Origin of the sequence: Fulvivirga sp. M361 (assembly GCF_007097395.1) — a bacterium.
GTDB lineage: Bacteria > Bacteroidota > Bacteroidia > Cytophagales > Cyclobacteriaceae > Fulvivirga.
In genome coordinates, this window is the sequence record NZ_VKDC01000019.1 from 135,992 (window position 1) to 157,183 (window position 21,192).

At 41.4% G+C, this 21,192-nt stretch carries 17 protein-coding genes and 1 tRNA gene; 12 read left to right on the forward strand and 6 right to left on the reverse strand.

Annotation, left to right across the window (positions count from 1 at the left end; all coding sequences use genetic code 11):
- Positions 1–10: 10 nt before the first annotated feature.
- The 4 genes from FNH22_RS19825 to FNH22_RS19840 are packed head-to-tail and all read right to left on the reverse strand — an operon-like array spanning position 11 to position 7,772.
- Positions 11–1,135 (reverse strand): family 16 glycosylhydrolase, encoded by a 1,125-nt coding sequence (locus tag FNH22_RS19825; protein WP_255518107.1) that lies wholly within the window; start codon positions 1,133–1,135, stop codon positions 11–13.
- On the reverse strand, positions 1,132–3,123 hold the full coding sequence (locus tag FNH22_RS32815) for a PKD domain-containing protein (RefSeq protein ID WP_305038368.1): 1,992 nt from the start codon (positions 3,121–3,123) through the stop codon (positions 1,132–1,134). Before FNH22_RS32815 ends, FNH22_RS19825 begins: the two co-directional genes overlap by 4 nt.
- A gap of 12 nt (positions 3,124–3,135) precedes the next feature.
- Positions 3,136–4,632 carry a RagB/SusD family nutrient uptake outer membrane protein gene (locus tag FNH22_RS19835; RefSeq protein WP_143400178.1) on the reverse strand — a complete coding sequence of 499 codons (1,497 nt, stop codon included), beginning with the start codon at positions 4,630–4,632 and terminating at the stop codon, positions 3,136–3,138.
- 5 nt (positions 4,633–4,637) lie between these two features.
- The gene (locus tag FNH22_RS19840) at positions 4,638–7,772 is read right to left on the reverse strand and encodes a TonB-dependent receptor (RefSeq protein ID WP_143400179.1); all 3,135 of its coding nucleotides are present in this window, start codon (positions 7,770–7,772) and stop codon (positions 4,638–4,640) included.
- A gap of 420 nt (positions 7,773–8,192) precedes the next feature.
- Between FNH22_RS19840 and FNH22_RS19845 the strand changes: the two genes are divergently transcribed.
- Both FNH22_RS19845 and FNH22_RS19850 read left to right on the forward strand, forming a co-directional pair.
- The gene (locus tag FNH22_RS19845; RefSeq protein WP_185154323.1) at positions 8,193–10,994 is read left to right on the forward strand and encodes a triple tyrosine motif-containing protein; all 2,802 of its coding nucleotides are present in this window, start codon (positions 8,193–8,195) and stop codon (positions 10,992–10,994) included.
- A gap of 398 nt (positions 10,995–11,392) precedes the next feature.
- Entirely contained in the window at positions 11,393–11,620 is a 228-nt protein-coding gene (locus tag FNH22_RS19850; RefSeq protein WP_143400181.1) for a hypothetical protein, read from the forward strand.
- A 275-nt stretch (positions 11,621–11,895) separates the two neighbouring features.
- Here the strand turns inward: FNH22_RS19850 and FNH22_RS19855 are convergent, their stop codons facing one another.
- Positions 11,896–12,270 (reverse strand): hypothetical protein, encoded by a 375-nt coding sequence (locus tag FNH22_RS19855; protein ID WP_143400182.1) that lies wholly within the window; start codon positions 12,268–12,270, stop codon positions 11,896–11,898.
- 420 nt (positions 12,271–12,690) lie between these two features.
- Positions 12,691–12,765, reverse strand: a tRNA-Arg gene (locus tag FNH22_RS19860).
- Positions 12,766–13,072: 307 nt separating this feature from the next.
- Between FNH22_RS19860 and FNH22_RS19865 the strand changes: the two genes are divergently transcribed.
- The 10 genes from FNH22_RS19865 to FNH22_RS19915 all read left to right on the forward strand — a co-directional run bounded on the left by FNH22_RS19865 (position 13,073) and on the right by FNH22_RS19915 (position 21,167).
- Complete coding sequence (locus FNH22_RS19865; RefSeq protein WP_143400183.1) at positions 13,073–13,360, forward strand: helix-turn-helix domain-containing protein; 288 nt, start codon at positions 13,073–13,075, stop codon at positions 13,358–13,360.
- 90 nt (positions 13,361–13,450) lie between these two features.
- On the forward strand, positions 13,451–13,681 hold the full coding sequence (locus tag FNH22_RS19870; RefSeq protein WP_143400184.1) for a hypothetical protein: 231 nt from the start codon (positions 13,451–13,453) through the stop codon (positions 13,679–13,681).
- A 191-nt stretch (positions 13,682–13,872) separates the two neighbouring features.
- Positions 13,873–15,090 (forward strand): hypothetical protein, encoded by a 1,218-nt coding sequence (locus tag FNH22_RS19875; RefSeq protein ID WP_143400185.1) that lies wholly within the window; start codon positions 13,873–13,875, stop codon positions 15,088–15,090.
- Entirely contained in the window at positions 15,087–15,338 is a 252-nt protein-coding gene (locus FNH22_RS19880) for a hypothetical protein (RefSeq protein WP_143400186.1), read from the forward strand. The genes FNH22_RS19875 and FNH22_RS19880 overlap by 4 nt, the downstream gene beginning before the upstream one ends.
- A 12-nt stretch (positions 15,339–15,350) precedes the next feature.
- Complete coding sequence (locus FNH22_RS19885; protein WP_185154324.1) at positions 15,351–15,974, forward strand: C2H2-type zinc finger protein; 624 nt, start codon at positions 15,351–15,353, stop codon at positions 15,972–15,974.
- A gap of 102 nt (positions 15,975–16,076) precedes the next feature.
- Positions 16,077–17,609 carry a Fic family protein gene (locus tag FNH22_RS19890; RefSeq protein WP_143400188.1) on the forward strand — a complete coding sequence of 511 codons (1,533 nt, stop codon included), beginning with the start codon at positions 16,077–16,079 and terminating at the stop codon, positions 17,607–17,609.
- 4 nt (positions 17,610–17,613) lie between these two features.
- Entirely contained in the window at positions 17,614–17,916 is a 303-nt protein-coding gene (locus FNH22_RS19895) for a helix-turn-helix domain-containing protein (protein WP_143400189.1), read from the forward strand.
- A gap of 385 nt (positions 17,917–18,301) precedes the next feature.
- The gene (locus FNH22_RS19905; RefSeq protein ID WP_143400191.1) at positions 18,302–18,763 is read left to right on the forward strand and encodes a hypothetical protein; all 462 of its coding nucleotides are present in this window, start codon (positions 18,302–18,304) and stop codon (positions 18,761–18,763) included.
- The gene (locus FNH22_RS19910) at positions 18,763–19,692 is read left to right on the forward strand and encodes a hypothetical protein (RefSeq protein ID WP_143400192.1); all 930 of its coding nucleotides are present in this window, start codon (positions 18,763–18,765) and stop codon (positions 19,690–19,692) included. Before FNH22_RS19905 ends, FNH22_RS19910 begins: the two co-directional genes overlap by 1 nt.
- A gap of 5 nt (positions 19,693–19,697) precedes the next feature.
- Positions 19,698–21,167 (forward strand): hypothetical protein, encoded by a 1,470-nt coding sequence (locus FNH22_RS19915; RefSeq protein WP_143400193.1) that lies wholly within the window; start codon positions 19,698–19,700, stop codon positions 21,165–21,167.
- The last annotated feature ends 25 nt before the right edge of the window (positions 21,168–21,192 follow it).

The following is a 21,192-nucleotide window of genomic DNA, read 5'->3' on the forward strand; positions in this document are numbered from 1 at the left end:
TTAAATGTCTCTAGTTTGGTTGAAATACACGAATGTAATCTACGATCATACTTTGTGGAAATTTCGTTGTTGCATCTGGGCTACCTGGCCAGTTGCCACCTACTGCCACATTAAATAAGAAATAGAATTCATTTTGGAATTCACTGAGTGTCTCAGGAGTAGTATCTATGGTGTGGTACTCCTGGTCATTGACGAACCAACGAATAGATTGCGCCTCCCAGATGATGGAGAAGACATGATACATTTCGCTAAAGCTACCCTCATCTACTGAATAAGACCCTCCAAAATCTGCCTTAGTTCCATCTCCAAACCAGTGTACAGTACCATGTACCGTATTATCTCTTCCATCGGCATTACCTCCCACCATTTCCATAATATCAATTTCACCGCACGATGGCCAACCTACTTCATCTATATTAGTTCCCAACATCCAAAGCGCCGGCCACAAACCTTGTCCTTTGGGTAGCGCCGCCCGGATATCTACCCTTCCATATTGAATGCTCCGCTTATTTTTAGTACTCAACCGGGAAGAGGTGTATTCTTTACCTCCCAAACTTTCCTCTTTTGCTGTAATAATGAGGTTACCCTCTACCATACTTACATTGTCCTCTGTATAGTACTGAAGTTCTGAATTGCCCCACCCACATAGGTCCGGACATCCATCACCCTGCAAATAGCTCCAGTTAGCTTCATCCAACTGAGATCCATTAAATTCATCACGCCATACAAGGGTCATTCCTTCATAGGACTCCGGTGAACTGTACCCTGCAGAAGGAATTAAGTCCTGAGGTCCGGGTGACGGCACTTCTATCTGCTTCGTTTGACTAATAAAGTCAGTGGAAGTGGCATGGGCCTGAATGGTAAGGGTAAATTGGCCTGAACTCTTATAGGTATAGGTAATCTCACCATCGACATCCTCTAAAAAATCGTCGTCTTCTCCAAAGTAAAATCGGAAGAAATTAGCTTTTTCGGCATTGGCTTTTACTTCCAACAGTGCAGGGTTTTCCGGGGATTGATCAATTGTCACCTGAAGATCAGAAGGCAAAACAACTGTATTGGAAACGGTGGTATCTTCCTCACATGAAGTAAGGAAGGCCACCAGGGTCAAAAGTTTCAAAAAATAACTATGCATCATTCATTAATGTCTATGTCATCTATATAAAAAGTACCGGCATTAGCTACGTCCCAACCAGGGAATATTACTACACGTCGATAGTTCGCCCCGGCTGCTGAAGAAATATCAAAGGCGATTTCCACCCAGGCAGAAGCGGTACCCACATTCTGGTCTATCTCTATAAAATCATTGCTGTCCTCCGTGTTTTCCAGCTTCAGCCGGAAAGTACCGGTTTGTGGCGCCCATACTTTTAACGTTATGGCCGAAGTGCCTTTGATGTCCAGGGGCTCCGTCAGATCTGTAAATAAACCAGCCCAGGTTTCTCCACCATGTACTGTCTCCAGCACTCGACTGCTGGTATTAATGCCGGAAGCGTCAGGGTTATCGATATACCCGTAAGAACTCCCTCCAAAAACGTCAAATTGAGGTTCGCCGGTTTCAAAAGTTAAGGGCAGGCCGATCTTCAGTTGGATATCATCCACATAAAAGGTGCCTGCATCGGCTACATTCCACCCGGGGAAGAGCACTACCTTTCGATAGGTTTTTCCTATTGCCCCGGAGATATCAAAATTCAATTCTACCCATGCTGACGCAGTACTAACATTTTGATCAATTTCAATAAAATCAGTGTCATCCTCCGAATTTTCCAGTTTCAGTCGGAAAGTACCGGTTTGAGGCGCCCATACTTTCAACGATAATAGTGTAGTAGTGGAAGGATCGATGGGATCAGTAAGACTGGTAAACAGGCCTGCCCATGTTTCATTCCCATGGACTGTTTCCAATACCCTGCTGCTGGTATTAATACCACTGGCGTCAGGGTTGTCAATGTACTGGTAAGAGGAATTCCCGAATGTGGTAAAAACCGGCTCCTGGGACTCAAAAGTCAATGGCAATGCCACCAAAGAGGATGCAATAGTGACTGTTTGTGTAATCTGCGAAGTTTCTCCTGCTCCTGAGGCTGTCAGGGTTACTTCATAATTTCCATCTGCAGCATAGGTATGCACCGGATTTTCTTCCGTGCTTGTACTTCCGTCACCAAAATCCCATTCAAAGCTGGTGGAATTGATAGAGGTATTGGTAAAGGTAGCTTCGGTACCCGTGACTGTGAAGGTAAATCCGGCAGCTACCGGCTCAAAGCCTTTAACAATAAATCGCTGATACCAGGCAAAATCTGCATTCGCTGCATCTTTGACCCTAAGGAACATCTCTGTTTCAGAAATGGAAAGTATCTGGTAAGTATTTATTCCCGTGGCATAGCCGATAAATCCACCTTGGCTAATGTTGATAAACTGATCCCCATTTTCATTTTCGGTAATGGAGTAGTTCATATTTTCAGGAGTATCATAAGGAGCTGTATAATCTCCGACAGGTGATTCCACTGCTCCGGGAAAATTATCTTTTTGACCACTATTAACATAAACATCTCCATTGGTTTCCTGGATAAAGACCGATTCATTCAAGAAAAAAGTGAACTCATCATTATATAATCCTCCTCCTATCTTTTCATTAGCGGCAGCCTGGTACCAGTCTGGCGTAAAGGTTTCGCCTACACTGGCGGATCCCGGCCCCAGCCCAAAATGGCCTGCCCGGTCCGCATCAATCACCCAGGTTTTCCCTTCAGGCTGATCACAGCCTCCGGTAAGTAACTGAAATATTTCCACATTACAGATCTCCGGGTCGGTCTGGTCTATAGTGATTACTTCAGAAGAAGAAATAGACCCTCCTTTTGTAAAAACGGTAAGTGTAATTTCATAATCTCCTGAAAATGGAAAATAGGCAGTAACTTCATCACCGTTTGAAGAGGTACCGTTGCCAAAATCCCATTGTTTGATAAAACCGTCCGAATTGTTGGTGAAAACGACATAATTTGGACCGTTACTCCCTGCAGCCATCGAAAAGGCAGCGTCTGCCTCTGTCGGTGGCTCGGCATCAAGGTCAAACTCTTCCTGACACGCTGTTAACAGCAATACCGGAAGTATAAATATTATGGCTATATAATTCTTTATCATCAGTAAAGCGTTTTAATTGTTGTAATTTGGATTTTGTTGCCAATTTCCTCCTGCGAGATCAATCTCGACCTGTGGAATTGGGAACACTTCATGCTTACCAGTCACAAAACCTTCAATTTCATTGGCCGCCTGTCCGGTACGTACAAGGTCGAAAAAACGGAGCCCTTCACCTGACATCTCCAGTCGGCGCTCTGCCCAAATAGCACTGGTTAACTCAGTACCGGAACTGTTGATCTCTCCCATCCCTACTCTACTTCTAACTTCATTCAGATAGGTACTGGCAAGTCCATCATTAGGTGAGACCTTCCTGTTATTTGCTTCTGCTGCCATTAATAAAATATCCGGGTATCTCAGTACACGATGATTGACCGGAGTAGTCAGATCATTATCTCCAAGCCCAAGTTCATCCTGGCGCTTTAAATATTTGTTATTGTAATATCCGGTATGACCTCCACCGCCTACGGCATAAGTTATGTTATCCGCATCAGGTTGTGCTGCTATAAATGCATCAAGGTCCAGGACGGTACCATCTCTTCTTGGGTCTGACGGGTCAAAGAAATCATAGAGGTCTTTTGTAGGCAGGTTGTAAGAATTTCCATCACTATATACAGGCCCGCTATACTGCCTGATACCATGAAAACCAACAGCCAGATTACCTTCCAGACAAACAAAACAATCATACCCCCCTCCTTCACTACCGATATATTGGATCTCAAAGACAGATTCTGAATTACCTTCCTGGGCGACCCTGAACAGGTCATTATAATCGCCGCTTGAAGCAATGGTAATGGTGCTGTAGGGACCTTCATTGATTACTCTCTCCAATACATTCGCTGCTTCGTCAAATTTATCCTGGTAGAGGTATGCCCGGCCTAATAACCCTAATGCCGCCCCTTTTGTAACACGACCTTTTACTGCATCGGTCCAGTCCAGTACTTCTGCTGCTGCAATAAGGTCAGCTTCAATCTGAGCGTAAACCTCTGCTGCCGGGGTCCTGCCAATAGAAGTTACTCCATCTATTCCCAGCCTTCGGTCTACTACTAAGGGCACATCGCCAAAAACTTTCACCAGTTCCAGGTAATAGTAGGCCCTTAAAAAAGCTGCCTCTGCCAATATCCCTTGTTTTCTTTCAAATTCAAGTACGTCTTTGTTCTCAAAAATGAAATTTACCCTGGTAATACCGGCATAGTTGAATCGAAGTACATCTCTCAATAACCCATTTACAGCATTATGACTCATTGCATCGATTTCATGCAGTGCCTGAGTATCGTTTACACTTTCCCCTCCGGCAATAGAATTATCCGAGGCAATTTCTCCGATCCATAACGTCATGTATGAAGTTTGGAGCAGATCGTAAGCTCCGATAAGCGCTTGCTCGTAATCTTCTGGTGTGTTGAAATAGCTCTCGGCATCCTGGGCAAATTGCGGTTCTATATCCAGCAGATCATTGCAAGCCGGAAGGATGACCATACCTAAAGCCGCTATAATTAGTATATATATTTTTTTCATCGCAATTAAAATTTAATGTTTAGACCTCCCATAAATACTCTGGCTTGTGGATAGATACCGTTATCTACACCAGCGTTAAGAGGACCACCCGAATCTTCTACCGCCGGATCAAATCCTGTCCCCACGTCAGGGTCGTATCCCATGTATCTGGTGAGGGTGAAAAGGTTATTGGCAGATACGTAAATTCGTAGTCTTTTCACACCAATCGTCTCCGTCAGCTTTTGAGGAAGTGTGTACCCCAGTTGTATATTTTTAAGACGAACAAATGACCCGTCTTCCACATAGAAATCTGAAAAAGTAGTATTCTGTGTAAGTCCTGTTGTAAGCCTTGGGTATTCATTAGTACTTCCTTCCCCGGTCCATCGGTTAAGGTTATAGGCCAACTGATTGGCATAAGGCTGTTGCCTTTCATAGTTTCTCAGGATCTCTTGTCCAAAAGCCCCATAAAGATTAACAGAGAGATCTATGCCCTTGTAACCTGTATTGAAATTCAGCCCCATGGTATAATCTGGAATAGGCGAGCCAATGAATGTTCTGTCCGAATCATCTCCAAAGCTTATTTCACCATCCCCATCCTGATCTACAAACCTAAGGTCGCCGGGCTGTGCTCCGGGTTGTACCACCGCACTTCCTTCTATCTCCTCAGTAGTTTGAAAAACACCGTCCGTCTCATATCCAACAAAATATCCTATGGGTTGCCCTTTTTCAAATCGTGTCGCTGTGGCTCCCCCGACACTAAAGGATGCTCCCGGGATAAAGTCAAATCCATCCGGAACGCGTGTCACCTCATTTTTAAGTATGGTGACATTATAATTTACGGCAAAGCTAAATCCACTCTTTCCTTCTAACTGATAGTCAAGGTCAAATTCCAATCCGCTGTTTCGTATATCTCCACCATTTACAGTAGGAGGTGTACTTCCGGCGCCATAGGTTCCTAAAACCGCTGACACAGCAGGTTGAAACAACAAATCTTTGGTATTCTTAATGAAGTAATTAGCAGTAAGGTCAAAATTATCAAAGAGCGTCAGGTCCATCCCAATGTTAGTTTGTTCCGTCGTTTCCCATTTCAAATCAGGGTTAGCAGCAGCTCCGATAGCGGCACCTCTTACCACGACATCATCAAATACATAGTCACCTTCTCCGCCTAAAGTGGCCCGGTATGCAAAATTATCGATCTTATCATTTCCGGAAATACCATAACTCACTCTCAACTTGGCAAAGTTGATAAAGCCTGGAGTAAAGAAAGGTTCATCGGAAAATACCCAGGCCCCGGATATAGAAGGGAAATATCCAAACCGGTTGTTTGCTCCAAAACGGGTAGACCCATCTCTTCTGATAATGGCTGAGATAAGGTATTTTTTTTCAAGGTCATATTCCGCTCTCAGAAAAACGGAAGCCAGTTTGGACCTATCCTGAGACGATCCTACAGCATTCAAATAACCATTTGCAGCCTGATTAGCAGAAATATCTGCCAGGTCTAATGAATTATTAGGAATATTAAACCCGGTACCGTTCAGTTCTTCGGAAGATGTCCCGAAATAAGAAACACCAACCGTCCCTTTTACGGTATGAATACCTTTAAACGCCCGTTCATAATTCAAGAAGGCTTCAAAGTTGTAGTCCAGGTATGTCGCCCGGCTCTCATACACACTGGCTCCCCGCTCCAGTTCCACATCACCCACGTTAATGATCACCGGGTCTAATGCTTCATTAAGCGCGGAGTTGGCAAACTTCCCGTCCCCATACCAAACCAGGGGAAAAAATTCTTTGCCGTCCACAAGCGCATAATTATACCCGGCCCTTCCGGTAAGTGTAAAGTTATCGTTGATAGAATATTCGATTTCTTCCTTACCCGTGAACTTGTTTACAGTATTCCAATTGTAAGAATTTTGCATCTGTGCCAATGGGTTAATGATATCAGCCACATTTAACAGGTAAGAAAACCTATTCTCTTCCCTGACCGGTTCTGTAGGGTAGGCATTAATGGTATTATAGAGCACCGAACCAATGCCATTTTGTGGCAGGCGACTGCTTTCTTCGTGTGTATAAAGTAATATACTGGTAAGTTTTACTTTTGGCGCGAGCTCGGTTACAAAGTTGACGCGACCATTGTAACGTTCAAATTGTGCTTTTGGGCCTCCTACAATACCTTCTTGCTGGAAGTAAGACCCACCAATGTTGTAACTCGTCTTTTCAGAACCACCGGTTACACTAAGGTTGTAATTTTGGATCGGGGCCCTTTCGAAAACTTCATCTTGCCAGTCCGTTCCTTCTCCAAGTTCGGTATTTACAAAAGGAGGTGCTAAACCGCCCTGTACAAATGCTTCATTCCTCAAGATAGCATATTCGCGGGCGTTGAGAAGGTCAAGTTTTCGGGTAGTCTCCTGTATGCCATAATACCCGCTTGCCTCAAAACTGGGTTTAGAGTTCAAGGTACCCTTCTTGGTTTCAATCAGGATCACTCCATTCGCCGCTCTCACGCCATAGATCCCGGCAGTAGCATCTTTCAGTACATTGACAGAAGCTATATCAGAGGGATTCAACGCATTCAGTCCATCGGAATCATATACCACCCCATCAACTAAGATCAAAGGATTATTATTTCCATTGGTACTAATACCTCTGATGCGAATATTTGAAGTTGCACCGGGAGCCCCGGAATTTGTTGTAATATTTACCCCTGAAAGCTGACCTTGCAGCGCCTGATCCACGCGTGGCATCTGCCTTTGTTCAATGGCCGTACCTTTGATCTTTGATACAGCTCCTGTAGTCTCTTTAGCCGTGGTTTTTCCATAACCGATCACTAACACTTCTTCAAGGGTTGACATATCCACCTTCAAGGTGACATCTATCCTGGATTGATCTCCTACAATGATTTCCTGTGTCTGAAAACCAAGAAAGCTAAACACAAGTGTGGCGCCTTGAGAAACAGATAAGCTATACTCACCATTCTCATTGGTAACTGTGCCATTATAAGTGCCTTTTTCCAGTACTGTGGCCCCTGGCAAAGAGGAGCCCTGCTCTCCTTCGGTAACAACTCCCTCAACCTGTATAGATTGAGCCTGTAAGTAAGTACCTAGAAAAAGTACAACTACTACAAGCTGAGTCAAGCGCAATAGAATTCTTTTCTGTAAACTCATTCCATATTTTATTTTTAAGTGGTTGTATAGTTTAATTCTTTCAAACAACTGCCGATTAAAAGCGATTTTTATAAAAATTTGAAAGCGCAATCGTTTTCGATTGTTGAGCCAAATATTAATTTTTAATCTTCATTTCAGCAGATTATCGCTACATCAATACTACATCAACAGCCAGAAGAGACCTCATCAATAATACATCAATGAGCACCAAAACCTTGTCAAAATGGACATAGGGAAATATTTTTACCTTTCTTTCATTATATTGAGTTTCACAATACACTCAACATGAATTCTGAAGCAGGATCCAACCTTATCAAGATTGATATAAGCATATTGCTTATTTTAATAATTACATTAATTAATCCTATTGCTTTACTTGCTCAGAATGAGAATGATACTCAAGCCTTTTCCAAAGTCCCCATGACTAAAACTTTTCAGACCAATGACTATGAAGGGGGTATACAAAACTGGGACATCGCCCAGGACAAGAAAGGTTATATCTATGTAGCCAACAATTTCGGTTTATTGGAATATGATGGCAATAACTGGAAAAAATACCTGATAGAAAACAATACAAGGGTACGGTCAGTATTTGTAGACTCAGACAACAGGATATACATCGGAGGTCAAAACCAATTTGGCTATTTTGAGTCGGATGAAAAAGGGGTTTTAGTTTTTCATAGCTTATATGATCAGATGCAACCGAAAGATCAAAATATGGAAGACGTCTGGAAAATCGTTAAGTACCAGGATAAACTACTTTTCAGTTCTTATCAGGGCCTGGTTACTTATGATGGAAAAAAAGTCTCCAAAATCGACGGAGCTTTTGATTATGACCTGGTTTTTGAAGTTGCCAACCGACTATTTGTTTATTCACCTACTACAGGCATGGCTTCCTGGACAGGAGAAACTTTTTCTCCTGTAATAGGGAGTGATTTTTTGACCAATCAGCCTGTCACAGCGATTATTCCATACCAAAATAACAGTCTGCTGATCTTTCAAAAAAACGGAAAGATATTTCAGTATAAACAGGATGTATTCACAGAATGGGAGTCAGGAATTTCTGATTTTCTGGCCAAAGCACAAGTCAATACGGCCATCGTACTGGATAATCATAATATAGCCATTGGCACACAAAATAATGGATTAGCTATCGTTTCCCCCGAAGGAAAAGTTGTCCAATATCTGACAAAAGGAAAAGGGCTTAACAATCGGACGGTACTTTCTTTACATGAAGACTCGTTCAAAAACCTGTGGGTAGGGCTACATGATGGTATCACGATGGTAGAACTCTCTTCTCCTTTCTCTTTAATAGGTGAACAATCAGGTCTTCCCGGAACCGGATATTGCGCTACCACCTTCAATAATAAGCTCTACCTGGGTACCAACAACGGTCTTTTTTACCAGGAAGCTAACTCCAACCCATTGGCATCGGGTAGCAGCTATAAACTAGTCAGGAATACAAGTGGCCAGGTGTACAATATCCAGCAAATCAATGAAGAGCTATTTTTAGCACATCATAATGGTGCATTTTTAGTAACCGGAGATAATGCCACTCGATTTTACAATGAAACCGGCACCTGGAAATTTGCTCATTCAGTAGGTAAAAATCGCATTTTGGCCGGCGCGTATGACGGGTTTCGCATCTTTGAGAAGAAAGAGGGGACCTATTTTCTCTACCGGAACTTTGACTCATTTAAAGAATCAAGCAGAGTATTTGAGTTCACCAATGACTCTACTTTATTCATGACCCACGGTTACAAAGGGGCTTACAAAATCACATTCAACCAGGATTTCACCAGGCTAAATGATGTTAGATTCTATGGACAGAATGATGGATTCCCATCTCACTTGCTGATCAATGTATTCGATCTGGGCAGTCAGTTGGTATTTGCCGCGGAACGAGGAATTTACATTTATGATGACCTGCAAGACCGTTTTTTAAATTATCAAAACCTGGAAAAACACCTGTCTGCCGAATCACATGTCACGGAGTTAACGTCTGACCTGAAAGGAAATATTTTCTTTAGAAGCGATCAGGCATTAGGATATCTGGAAAAAACACCATTCGGTGAATATGAAAAGAATACTGCTATTTTTAAAAGGATTAGTAAGTATCTGTCGGATGACTTTGAAAACATTAGCATCATTGACCATCAAAACGTTTTTTTTGGGGCAAAGGAGGGGTTTATACATTATAATCCAAGCATTGAATATCCTGATAACCAACCCTTTGAAACATATATTCGTGAGATTACTGTTATTGCTGACCAGGAAGAATTGTTATATGGAGGAAGCAATGATATAGGGCAGGGAAATATATTTTTACCTGCTTTCTTTTCTTCACTAAAATTCAGATTTGCTTCGCCCTATTTTCATGGGCAAGATGAATTAGTCTTTCAATACCTACTGGAAAACTTCGAAAAAGACTGGTCAGAGTGGTCTGCACTCACGGAAAAAGAATATACTAATCTTTATGAAGGAGAGTATACCTTTCGTGTCCGGGCCAGGAATACTTTTAACCAGATCAGCCAGGAAGCTTCCTTTTCTTTCAAGGTATATCCTCCCTGGTATCGGTCTAAGCTAGCTTATTTCCTATATGCCGGCGCAGTGGTTTTAATTTTTGGCACCTCCATGTTTTTACTGGACACCAAACACAGGAAAAAACGTAAACAATTGACCATTGAACAGCAAAGGGAGTTAATGCGTAAAGAGAATGAGATAGAAGAGGTTTCTAAAAAATCCAAAGAGGAGATCACCCGATTAAAGAATGAAAAACTCAGGGCCGAAGTGGACCATAAGAACAGGGAGTTAGCTACCAATACCATGCACCTGATCAATAAGAATGAGTTCATGATCTCTATCAAAAAATCTCTTCAGATGATGCCCAAAGAAAGCGCCGATTCTAAAAATACCCTCAAAAAGATTATCCGGGATATAGATCGTAACCTGTCTGAAGATGATGGATGGCATCAATTCACCAAACACTTTGATCAGATACATGGAAGTTTCCTTAAGAACATTAAGGCAGAACACCCCATGCTTACACCACAGGAAGTCAAATTATGTGCTTACCTAAAAATGAATATGTCCTCCAAGGAAATTGCCAACCTGCTGAATATATCCGTCAGAGGTGTAGAGATAAGCCGTTATCGCCTTCGTAAAAAACTAGGCCTGAGTCGTGAAACTAACCTGGTGAACTACATGCTGGAGTATTCTTAACTATTTAAGAGCACCTCATATTGATGATATTCATTCTATTCTAAAAGCACTTTTCCAATAAATATTGTGGTTTGAGATCTATAGCCAGAGTTTGTAAGGAATTTTTGTTTAGATTCTAACAGACAATCCTGGTAAGTAAACAAAAAAGTTAAGATGATCTTTTCCATGGGTACTACCTTTCAAAGGTCATATACCAACAGAACATAAGTCATTCATTGCTACACCGCCGACATGGTATTTTGACCTCGAAATAATTAAAGAAGGTGATGATACAAAAGCCTCATTATGACATGCAAATCTCATTTTCCGGATGAAAGCATTTCAGAATAAGTGTCTGGCAATATCAAATCCATGTGAATGATCAATAATCGAATAAGTTATATTAAAAATAAACCAAGATGAAAGCGTTAGAACAAATCAGTGACAGTGATGCTGAAAAGATCGGACAAAGATTAGGAATCGATTTCAATTTTTTCACTGTGGGAGAGTTTAAAGAGGCTCTTAACCTGGAATTAAATGCAGAAATAAAAGAGGGAGAGTTCAAGCCCGGTGAATATCTTAGCAGTAAAGAACTAGAGGCAATCGGAAGAGTCACCATGTCTCATATCAACGTATTTGATGACTAAAATAAAAACATAAAAAATTAATTTTCAACGGTTTAAACAGGTTCATGACGACCTTCAGCGTCTAAATGAATCAATCAAACCGACTACTCCTAAACAAAAAGGCGTAAATATGAAATAGTTATTTGCGCCTTTTCTATAGAATGAAGGTAATCTATGTCATACTTTCCCTTGAATTACCAGCTTCAATAAAAATGCAATAAACTCACTCATTGGCTTCATTGGCCGCTATGCGGTTAATATCAAGGATCGTTTTACGTCGTAACCCTGAGAAACTACTACAGGCCCACGACAAGGGATTGGATTTCTCCGGGAACCAATGATCCATTTTCATCCATTGCCATCCAATAATATACAATGACTTCTTCCGCATCATTATCATATCCCTGTATGTCTTCGAATTGGATCTCAACGGACTTTTTAGGTTCAATACAAGGAGCGTTTCCATCAACACTTGGAGCCCAGTTGATCAATTCAGCGTCAGCTCTCTCCACTATAAAATAATAAACTTTGGATTCTAGTCCGTTATGTATTCTTAATACCTGATCTGCAGTGGAGACTTCAAGACTCAATGGGGAAGTATCGTTATCATTGCAACCAAAAAATACTAAAAAGCTAAAAAGGAAAGGAAAAATGGTTTTAATTAGGTTCATGGTTACGGACGATAGAGCTATTATTAGTTATGACACAGTTAAGGCTGAGTAAGTTGGAAATAGATACTAATACCATGTTGTCCTTAATTCTGAAGGACATAAGTTTTCAAGGCAGCCTTTTTGCTGACTTTCTACTCTCGAAGATCTCACGTCAAAGCTTAATGAATCTTCAACTTTAAACCTCACTTCAAGTTCATCAGCTAGAGTGAAAATGGCGTTAGAAAGGTTTGTTCTTTAAAAAATCAAGGAAATTGATCTGAATTCGTAAAAAAGAAGTAGCTCCGGCAAGAATCGAACTTGCATCTACGGTTTAGGAAACATTTTTTATCAAGTTTTAACTATTTGAAAATCAATAAGTTAAAACTTTACTCTGAAAAATTAGTGAACAGTTAGTGAACTCAATTTTAGCTTCTAAAAAAGTGGTAGCTCCGGCAAGAATCGAACTTGCATCTACGGTTTAGGAAACCACTATTCTATCCATTGAACTACGGAGCCAGCAAATTTTATGCTTTATAAGTGGTAAAAACCACCTTTTTCTACGGTTGAGAAAGCCGTAAGGTCATATAGCTATTCAACCAATTAAAGTTGCAAAAGTAGCAAAATACCCTAGTCGAGGCAATCAATTATTCTTTTTTCAATTTTCTTTAAAAAAAATGGTTTTGTAAACATTCTGTAAACCAGACACTTGTGTTTGCAATTGCTCCCCCAACCTCCCCCACTATGTGTATAATACCCCTCCGGTATTGGCCTTTTTGCGCCACGGAATGATGACTTATTTAGCAGTCGAATTGATTGTTAAACTATGACAGCAGAAGATCTTAATCAGATAGTTACCCGCAGGGATTTAGAAAGACTTTATGAAAGGTTGATCAATGACATTGGAAAGGTGATTTCCAATAATCTAAATACCAAGGAATTCTTTTCACCAAAGGAGTTTTCTGAGACCACTGGATTAAAATACAGTACTGTGGTGCATTACTGCAACACTGGAAGATTAAAGGCCCGACAAGATCGCCCTGGTGGCACTTGGTCAATTCACGTTTCCGAGCTGGAGAGATTTGCCTACGAAGCAAATGAAAATGTTGGTTAACGTACTTTCAATACTCTCAAACTCCTAAGTTTACTGATAATTTTTTATTATGAATATTTCAAGATAGTATTTAATTAAACAGTACCAGCTATGCCAAACACTCATTATTTAAGCCCGACAGAGTTAATTGAAAAATATCCTGAAGTAGCTGCCAACTTCAACTGGAGCCCAAGAGAACTTGGTTTGTTCCTTAAATGTAAGCTGCTTGATGGATACTATGATAGAAGAAAAAGGACAGCTTTAATTAAAGAACCTTCTTTTGTACAACTGGTGAGATTCGTAAACCAGGTAATAGATGGTCAAAAAATTACTTTTCAATAGATGGAAGAGTTGGTTTCACAAATAGAATTTCTTCAGTCCGAATGCTCCGAGAATCAGCGGATATATGATTCGTTGACATTGGAGTTTGGACATCAGAGGTCATATCTGTTTGAAAACCCTTTTATGACTCGAGTTGTAATCTTTAAGGCAATCATTAGCTCTTTGGAGGAGCTGAAAAGGATAAAGGCTAAATGCTAAACTCAGAAAAGCCATACCAGCACTTCGATTTTTATATGGTTTTTACCAAAACCAAAGAGTTCATTGATACTTACAACAAGGGTCAAGGTAAAATAACTAGTAAGCTCAATGCGAACCATCGGGCTACCGCAGAATTGATCGTTAGGTTATACCTCAAACAGCTCAACAGTCGTCCATATAGCATGCAAGAGGGAGAAACGATTGGCTTTAAAACATATAATTCCAGTTTGGCTTCATGCAAAGGCTGTACGAAGAGAACGATCATCAATCATAAGGAAAGGCTTAAACAGTCTGGATTTATTATCCAAGAGGAACATCAAGGTGCAAATGGCATTGAGCTGTGGATCAATCCGGACATTCTATTTCATGGCCAGAAAGATGTAGTCTCACTTCGAGAGAATTACGTGAAAATTTTGCCTAGGGAGCCTTTTTCACTCTCTAAAGAGAAAAATTTTCACCCTTTAGTTCATGAACCTCATGAACATGATAATAATAATAGCACTGTGGACAATGTAAAAGGTGCTCGCCCAAAGGCTCACGGTGATGGGTTGTCCCGACAGAAGGGTCGTGACGAACCCACAGGAACAAGACATGAACTTTACATGAACACGGGGGAAAATGCGAAATCTGCCTCAGAAAGTCAGAAAAATAATTCTGATGAGGCAGATCGCATTTCCTTACTTGTTTTGGTGAAGCAATTCTGGGAGTTTGCCCGGAAAATCCTCTATCCTGATTTGATCCTCAGTGATCCTGAAGAAAGAGACATCATGAACAAAATTTGGGCTGCCGTTTATCTCAAATTTTCGAGTCCGGGTTCATTTCAGCAGTGGAATACTTATCATGAACAAGCCTTGGAACGAATAGTGATGGTTCGTAAATGGTTGGATAGATCCCCTAATCACTGGATACCCGCGCCTCATGTTTACTTCAACCCCAACAATGAAAAGAATGGATTTCAAAAAACGCTTGACTGGCTGGTAAAGCGCGAGATTTTGAAAATAGAAATCAGGAAGCAGTTGGAACTGCAAAAAATCAGGAGAGAGCAGAAACTACATGAGGAAGGAAGAGGAAGATACAAAACGCTCTCAAGATTGCAGCTTTTTAAAACCCATGAACAACGCTTAAGGAAGATGAGGGATCCTGATCTCTTGAGGTCTTACTACTTGTCATTGACCGGCCATTTTAACCCTGACAAACAGAAAGAGCCATGATGTCTGAAAAGTCTATTGAAATAGCTATGACTAAATGTATCGTATGGTTTTATGATGGCAATTCGAGGACTTTCTATTCCAGGGACCGATCTCATAAGAAAGCCAAACCCAATATGGCTCTTGGTATTCGGAGATTGGAGAAAATGCTCTTGGAAACATTCAGTGGAAAGTGGGAAACAGCCATCATTTATGAGAATCAGGAAAACGGTCGAGAGCTCGCCAAGTATAAAAGAGGTGTCAGAGTTTAATCTGATTTGGTCTTGCGCAAACTTCATCTGAGTGGACTGGTTCTTGATTCACCTTATGAAAAGAGTATTATGAATATTGATAATCATATAAAAAGTGGGTTTTTCGAGCAATTGGAGGAGTTTTTATACTCTCGTAAATTCATATTTCTGGTTGTTATCGCTGGCACAATACCCATGATCATGCACTCACATGAGTTGTTCTATAAGATATCTCCGTTTGAGGGTAATGACTATGTCAAGAGGATCTACTCTCTTTTCTATGCCATCAGTTTCGATCTGACTATTCTAGTCTTTACGATTCATTATATCAAAAAGAAGCCTCAGCTCTATGCCTGCTTTGCTTTTGTGATCAACCTGCTCTATTTCAACCCCTTTGGGTTCATTCCAGAGCTTTATGTGATAGGCTTCACAAAAGTATTCTTAGCAGGAGTTCTTGCGTTTACCGGCTATAGTTATGCAGAGCTATTTGTGGAAAAAGTAGCCGAAAACAAGAAGTCCGTTAAGAAAAGGCCTGTTTACAAGCCCGTAAACAAAGAGGTAAACGGGTTAAGTAAACAAGACGACTTTGAGTGTAATGAGTGCGGAAAAGGCTTCCATTCGATCAAAGCATTGAATGGCCACATGAAGGTTCATTAACTAGGTAATGAAAAAACTAATTAATGTACGGTAAAATAAACGTGTATTCATTCGTTAATAAAAACTAATTATCGTACATTAGAAAAAACTAATTAGTGTACTATGGCCACTCCCTCAGAAAAACTGGCAAGCTCACTTGAAATACTCAAGGAATTACAAAGCAAAGGGAATGCTGCAATCAAAGGCAGTGATTTAACACAAACGCATCGGGAGCGACTTATCGCCAACGGATTCATCAAGAGTGTTCTTAAAGGATGGTATATACCCACTAAGCCAGACGATAAAAAGGGTGATAGTACTTCATGGTATGCTTCATTTTGGGAGTTTTCTAAAGCCTATTTGAACGACCGGTTTTCAGACAATTGGGTACTCTCACCCGAACAATCCATTGCCATTCACAGTGGTAATTGGTCTATACCGAAACAACTTTTAGTGAGATCTCCTGAAGCCAACAACAATAGCACAGACCTACTTTTCGGCACATCGATTTTTGACATAAAATCTAAACTCCCTGATGATACCGCAATAGAATCGATTAACGGTATTCGTATTCTTTCCTTGCCACATGCCTTAATCCAATGTTCGCCATCCCTGTTTACACGCTCATCGATAGATGCTCGCACTGCACTTGCTCTTATGAGAGATGCTTCTCAGGTATTGGATCCACTTCTTACTGGGGGGCATTCTGTGATAGCTGGTCGGCTTTCAGGTGCATTTAGAAATATCGGCAATACCAGAATAGCGGATGACATAGTGAGTACGATGCGTTCTGCCGGATATGATATCAGGGAGCAAGATCCATTTGATCAACAAACGCCTTCCGCTTTCAACCTCAGAGAAAAATCACCTTATGTAAATCGGATCAGTATGATGTGGTCTGATATGCGTGAGATCGTGTTGGAGTACTTTCCTGAGCCTCCCGGACTGCCAAATGACAAAGAGAAGTATATCAAAAGTGTAGAAGATATTTTTGTGGCGGATGCTTACAATTCATTATCCATAGAAGGATATATGGTTACTGAAGAACTCATCGAAAGAGTCAGAAGTGGATCCTGGAATCCGGAGCAAAACGAAGAAGATCTGCAGCAAAGAAACGCCATGGCCGCAAGAGGATATTGGCAGGCCTTTCAGTTAGTCAAAGCGTCCATCAAAAAAGTACTATCGGGCAAAAATGCTGGTCAGATACTTGATGCAGATCATGGTGGCTGGTACAGGGAATTGTTTGCACCGAGTGTAGCAGCAGGTATATTAAAACCTTCCGATTTAGCAGGATACAGAAATGGTCCTGTTTACATCAAGAACTCACAGCATGTTCCGTTGAACAGAGACGCTCTAAGAGATGCCATGCCTGCTTTTTTCGAACTCCTAGAGGAAGAGCCAGAAGCATCAGTAAGGACTTTGTTGGGTCACTTTATTTTCGTTTACATTCATCCTTATATGGATGGTAATGGCCGAATGGCTCGTTTTTTAATGAACACCATGCTGGCATCTGGTGGCTATCCATGGACCATTATTGAAGTCAAAGAACGCAAGGTTTACATGGAGGCACTCGAAGAGGCAAGTGTTCGTCATAACATCAAGGATTTTGCAGAATTTGTAGGCAATAAGGTTAAGGAGCAAATGATGAAAAACTGAATTTATGGAAAATCCTTTTGAAGTGATATTGCAGCGATTGGATAGAATAGAAAGCCTGCTGGAAAAGCTGCAATCAGATAAAACAGCCATTGAAAGCAAAGAAGAGAACTTTCTTAGTCCCCAAGAAGCGGCTGATTTTCTTGGAGATGCACTGCCCACTCTGTATGGTAGAACAAGCAAGAATGAGATCCCCTTTTATAAACGTGGAAAGAAACTCTACTTCAAAAAATCGGAGCTAATAGAATGGATTGAAGCTGGAAAATGTCGAAGCGTTTATGAATTAATTGATGGTGCTTCAAAAAGGTAGTGAATTATCCAAACTCCTGATAAATCCTTTTGACCTCCCTCGGATATAATAGCTGTCGTCTACCGGTCTCCAGCCCCTCAATCTCCTTAAGCTTTTTCCTCAACGTCTCGCGACTGATCCCCATTTCTTGAGCGAGTTCTGATTTGCTTTTGAATCGAAGTGAATGAAACATACCTCCAAAATACAACCTAAATCTTGAAGAGACCAGTTCAAATAATTCAAGAGAACCAAACCTTCCCACCTGATCAAGGAAAGACGCTTCAAAGCCCCCTTAATTGATTCAAAAACCAATGTGTCACCAATTAATCAAAGGTTCTCCTCAGTTTCACAAGCTCACTTTTTTCTAAAAATAGCGTAATCAATATTTGAGTAAATCATTACGATTATGCTCAAATGGATTGCAGGTGGAGCGGCTGCATTTTTTGCAGGCCGGTATTTGCTGAGACTTCAAAAAGCCTCTCAAACCATAGTGACCAGAACTTCTCTGAAGGTCAATAGAGTCGGGCTTTCCGGTATTGAGTTGAAAGCGAGTATCAGACTACAGAATCCCAACCCTGTGGCATTAGCCATTCAATTCCCCTTTCTAAACCTCACCCATAAAGACGTATCCATTGGGTCATCAACTGTAAAGAATGAGACCATTCAATTATCCGAGAATAGCGAGAAAACTTTTGATATGGCCATCCAGTCTGCAGGCTGGCTTACACTCATCCAGGTGCTGGGTGCAGATATCGTTCAAAAAATACGAAGTGGACAAAAAGTCTCCCTAGACCTGCTAGCCACTACTTCTACGCAGATCAATGGTATTCCTTATGAACAGCAGGAATTAATCAAACTGACTATTTGATGAAGGCACTAAGAAAACGACATATTCGCCCAGGTTATCAGTTTGATAAAATCATTCCAAGGAGTGTTGAACAAGATTCAGTAATTCGCCCGGAAGGGAAAGCCAGGCTGCACCACACTATCAACCTGATCAAACAACTGGTTCCTGAAACCAAATCGGATACCAAGCTGCTGGCCAGCCATCTCATGGGTTCAGATCTTGAATCAACCTGCAAGAATATCTGGGACTTTGTTTACAACCACATCCAGTATGCCAGAGATAAAACCGGAGTGGAGCAAGTAAGAAGACCTTCTCGCGCCTGGGCCGACCGAAAAAAAGGAGTTGATTGCGATTGCTACTCTGTTTTCATCTCCAGTATTCTTACTAATCTGAACATCCCTCATAAGCTTCGAATCACAAAGTATGGAGGTAAACAGCACTATCAGCACATTTATCCAATCGTACCAAATGGTGGTGCTCATATAACCATGGATTGTGTGACTGATCAATTTGATTACGAAGTTCCATTCTCCGGCTTTCGAGATTTTGATGTGGATGATCCAACACCAGTAGGAGAAATTAATGGATTAGAGGGAATTAGCGGGGTAGATTCTCTTGACCTTTTAATCGATGGGCTGGATAGTCCCAGAACAAGAAGAGGTGTATTGCCATTAAGACGTGTTGCTGCTGAAAGTACACCAAAACGGAAGCCAGTAGTAGCTATTCAGTCAGAATCAACTCAGCCATTTATTCCCTCAAAAAAATCATCGCCCAGAGTGGTGAAAACAGATATAAAGCAGCAACCAGCGACAGAAGTAGTGCAGGTAAAAGCCTTTGAAACACCCATTATCACTACGACCAAGAAAATCAAGACTGGACTGGCCGGAAAGATATTACTGGCTTTTGGAGTAGGTCTGGGAGCATATAAACTAACACAAATTTTAACCTAGTAATTATGGAATTACATCGTTTGGACGGACTTGCACTGGAAGGATTAGAAGGATCGGGTTTAGACAATCTTGACATCCAGGATATAGACTTTGAACTGCTTCAGGAAGAAGGCATGAATGGCCAACAAATAGAAGCTCTGGAAGCACTTGGTTATGTACATGAACCAGAAATTGCCTATGAAATTCTGGATGAAGATGGCAATGTAGTCATGTATGCAGATGCAGAAGAAAACCTCTATGTGGTAGATGGCCTTGGAGAGCTTGGCTTCTTTAAGAAGATAGGAAGAGGCTTGAAGAAAGCTACAAGGTTTGTAGGCAAAAAGGTGATTCGCCCGGTAAGTAGGGGCGTCAAAAAGGCTGCAAAGTTTACCGGAAAGAAAATCCTCAAGCCAGTAGTTAAGACTTTCAATCGGTTTCTCAATCCAGCGACCATCTTGTTAAGAAATGGCTTCTTACTGGCCATGAAGATCAACCTCATGAAAGTAGCCGAAAGGTTGCGATTTGGTTATCTCAGTGATGTGGAAGCCAGAAAGAGAGGAATGAGCATGAGTGGCTTTTCCAAACTAAAGGGTGCAATCTCGAAAGCTAATAAGATTTACGAATTAGCAGGAGGCAAAAGCAGCAATCTCAAAAAAGCTATTCTCACTGGAAAAGGGAACAAAGACAAGTCCGTACCACTGAGCGGTATCGAGCTGGGCAGTCCCCTGGACTTTACCGATGACTATGCCGATCCATTTGAGCGAATCGTCATTGAAATGGATGCTGATGAGATAGAATCCATGCTGCAAGGCACGGTAGAAATGGAAGGGTTGGGAGTAGTAGTAACTGGTTCAGCAATAGCAGCAGCTTCAGGAGCAGTAGGATCCGTGGCAGCTATACTCAACAAAATTACTGGTGTATTTGATAAAGGAAAAAAGGTAGTCGAGGATGCAAAGCAAATTCGGAATAGGGTCACTAACACGGTTAGCCAAGCCAGGTCTTTAGTTCCTTCCTCCAGAACATCGGGAGGTGCAGCACCCGCACCAATTGTAAGACAACTCCCCAGATCAGTACCCAGATCGCTCACGAGATTTACTTCATCTGTCCGACCGACTTCTTTACCTACTTCAACAGTAAGAAGGACACCAACTCCTTCTAGTGTGCCTACTTCCAGTCCGTCATCAGCTGTTAGCCGTACTGCAAGTACCGCTTTGCCCGCTACCGTTGTTGAGCCAACTGAAGAAAAACAAAGCTTTCTACAAAAAAACAAGACCGCCCTATTTATTGGTGCAGGTGTTCTGGTTGTGGGTGGCGGAGTATTCTATGTTGTGAAACAGTCTAGAAAAAAGGAAGAAAAGCCAGTAGAAGGAATCGGTATGGGCAGTAACCGTGAACGTGACTCCAAAGGCAGATTCAAAGGAGAAGGTAAGACCATATCAAAGCGAAAATCGCAAGGCAAGAAAAAAGAAAAGCTCGTACCTACGGCTCTGCTATAACCTCACATCAATAACAAATACAAGA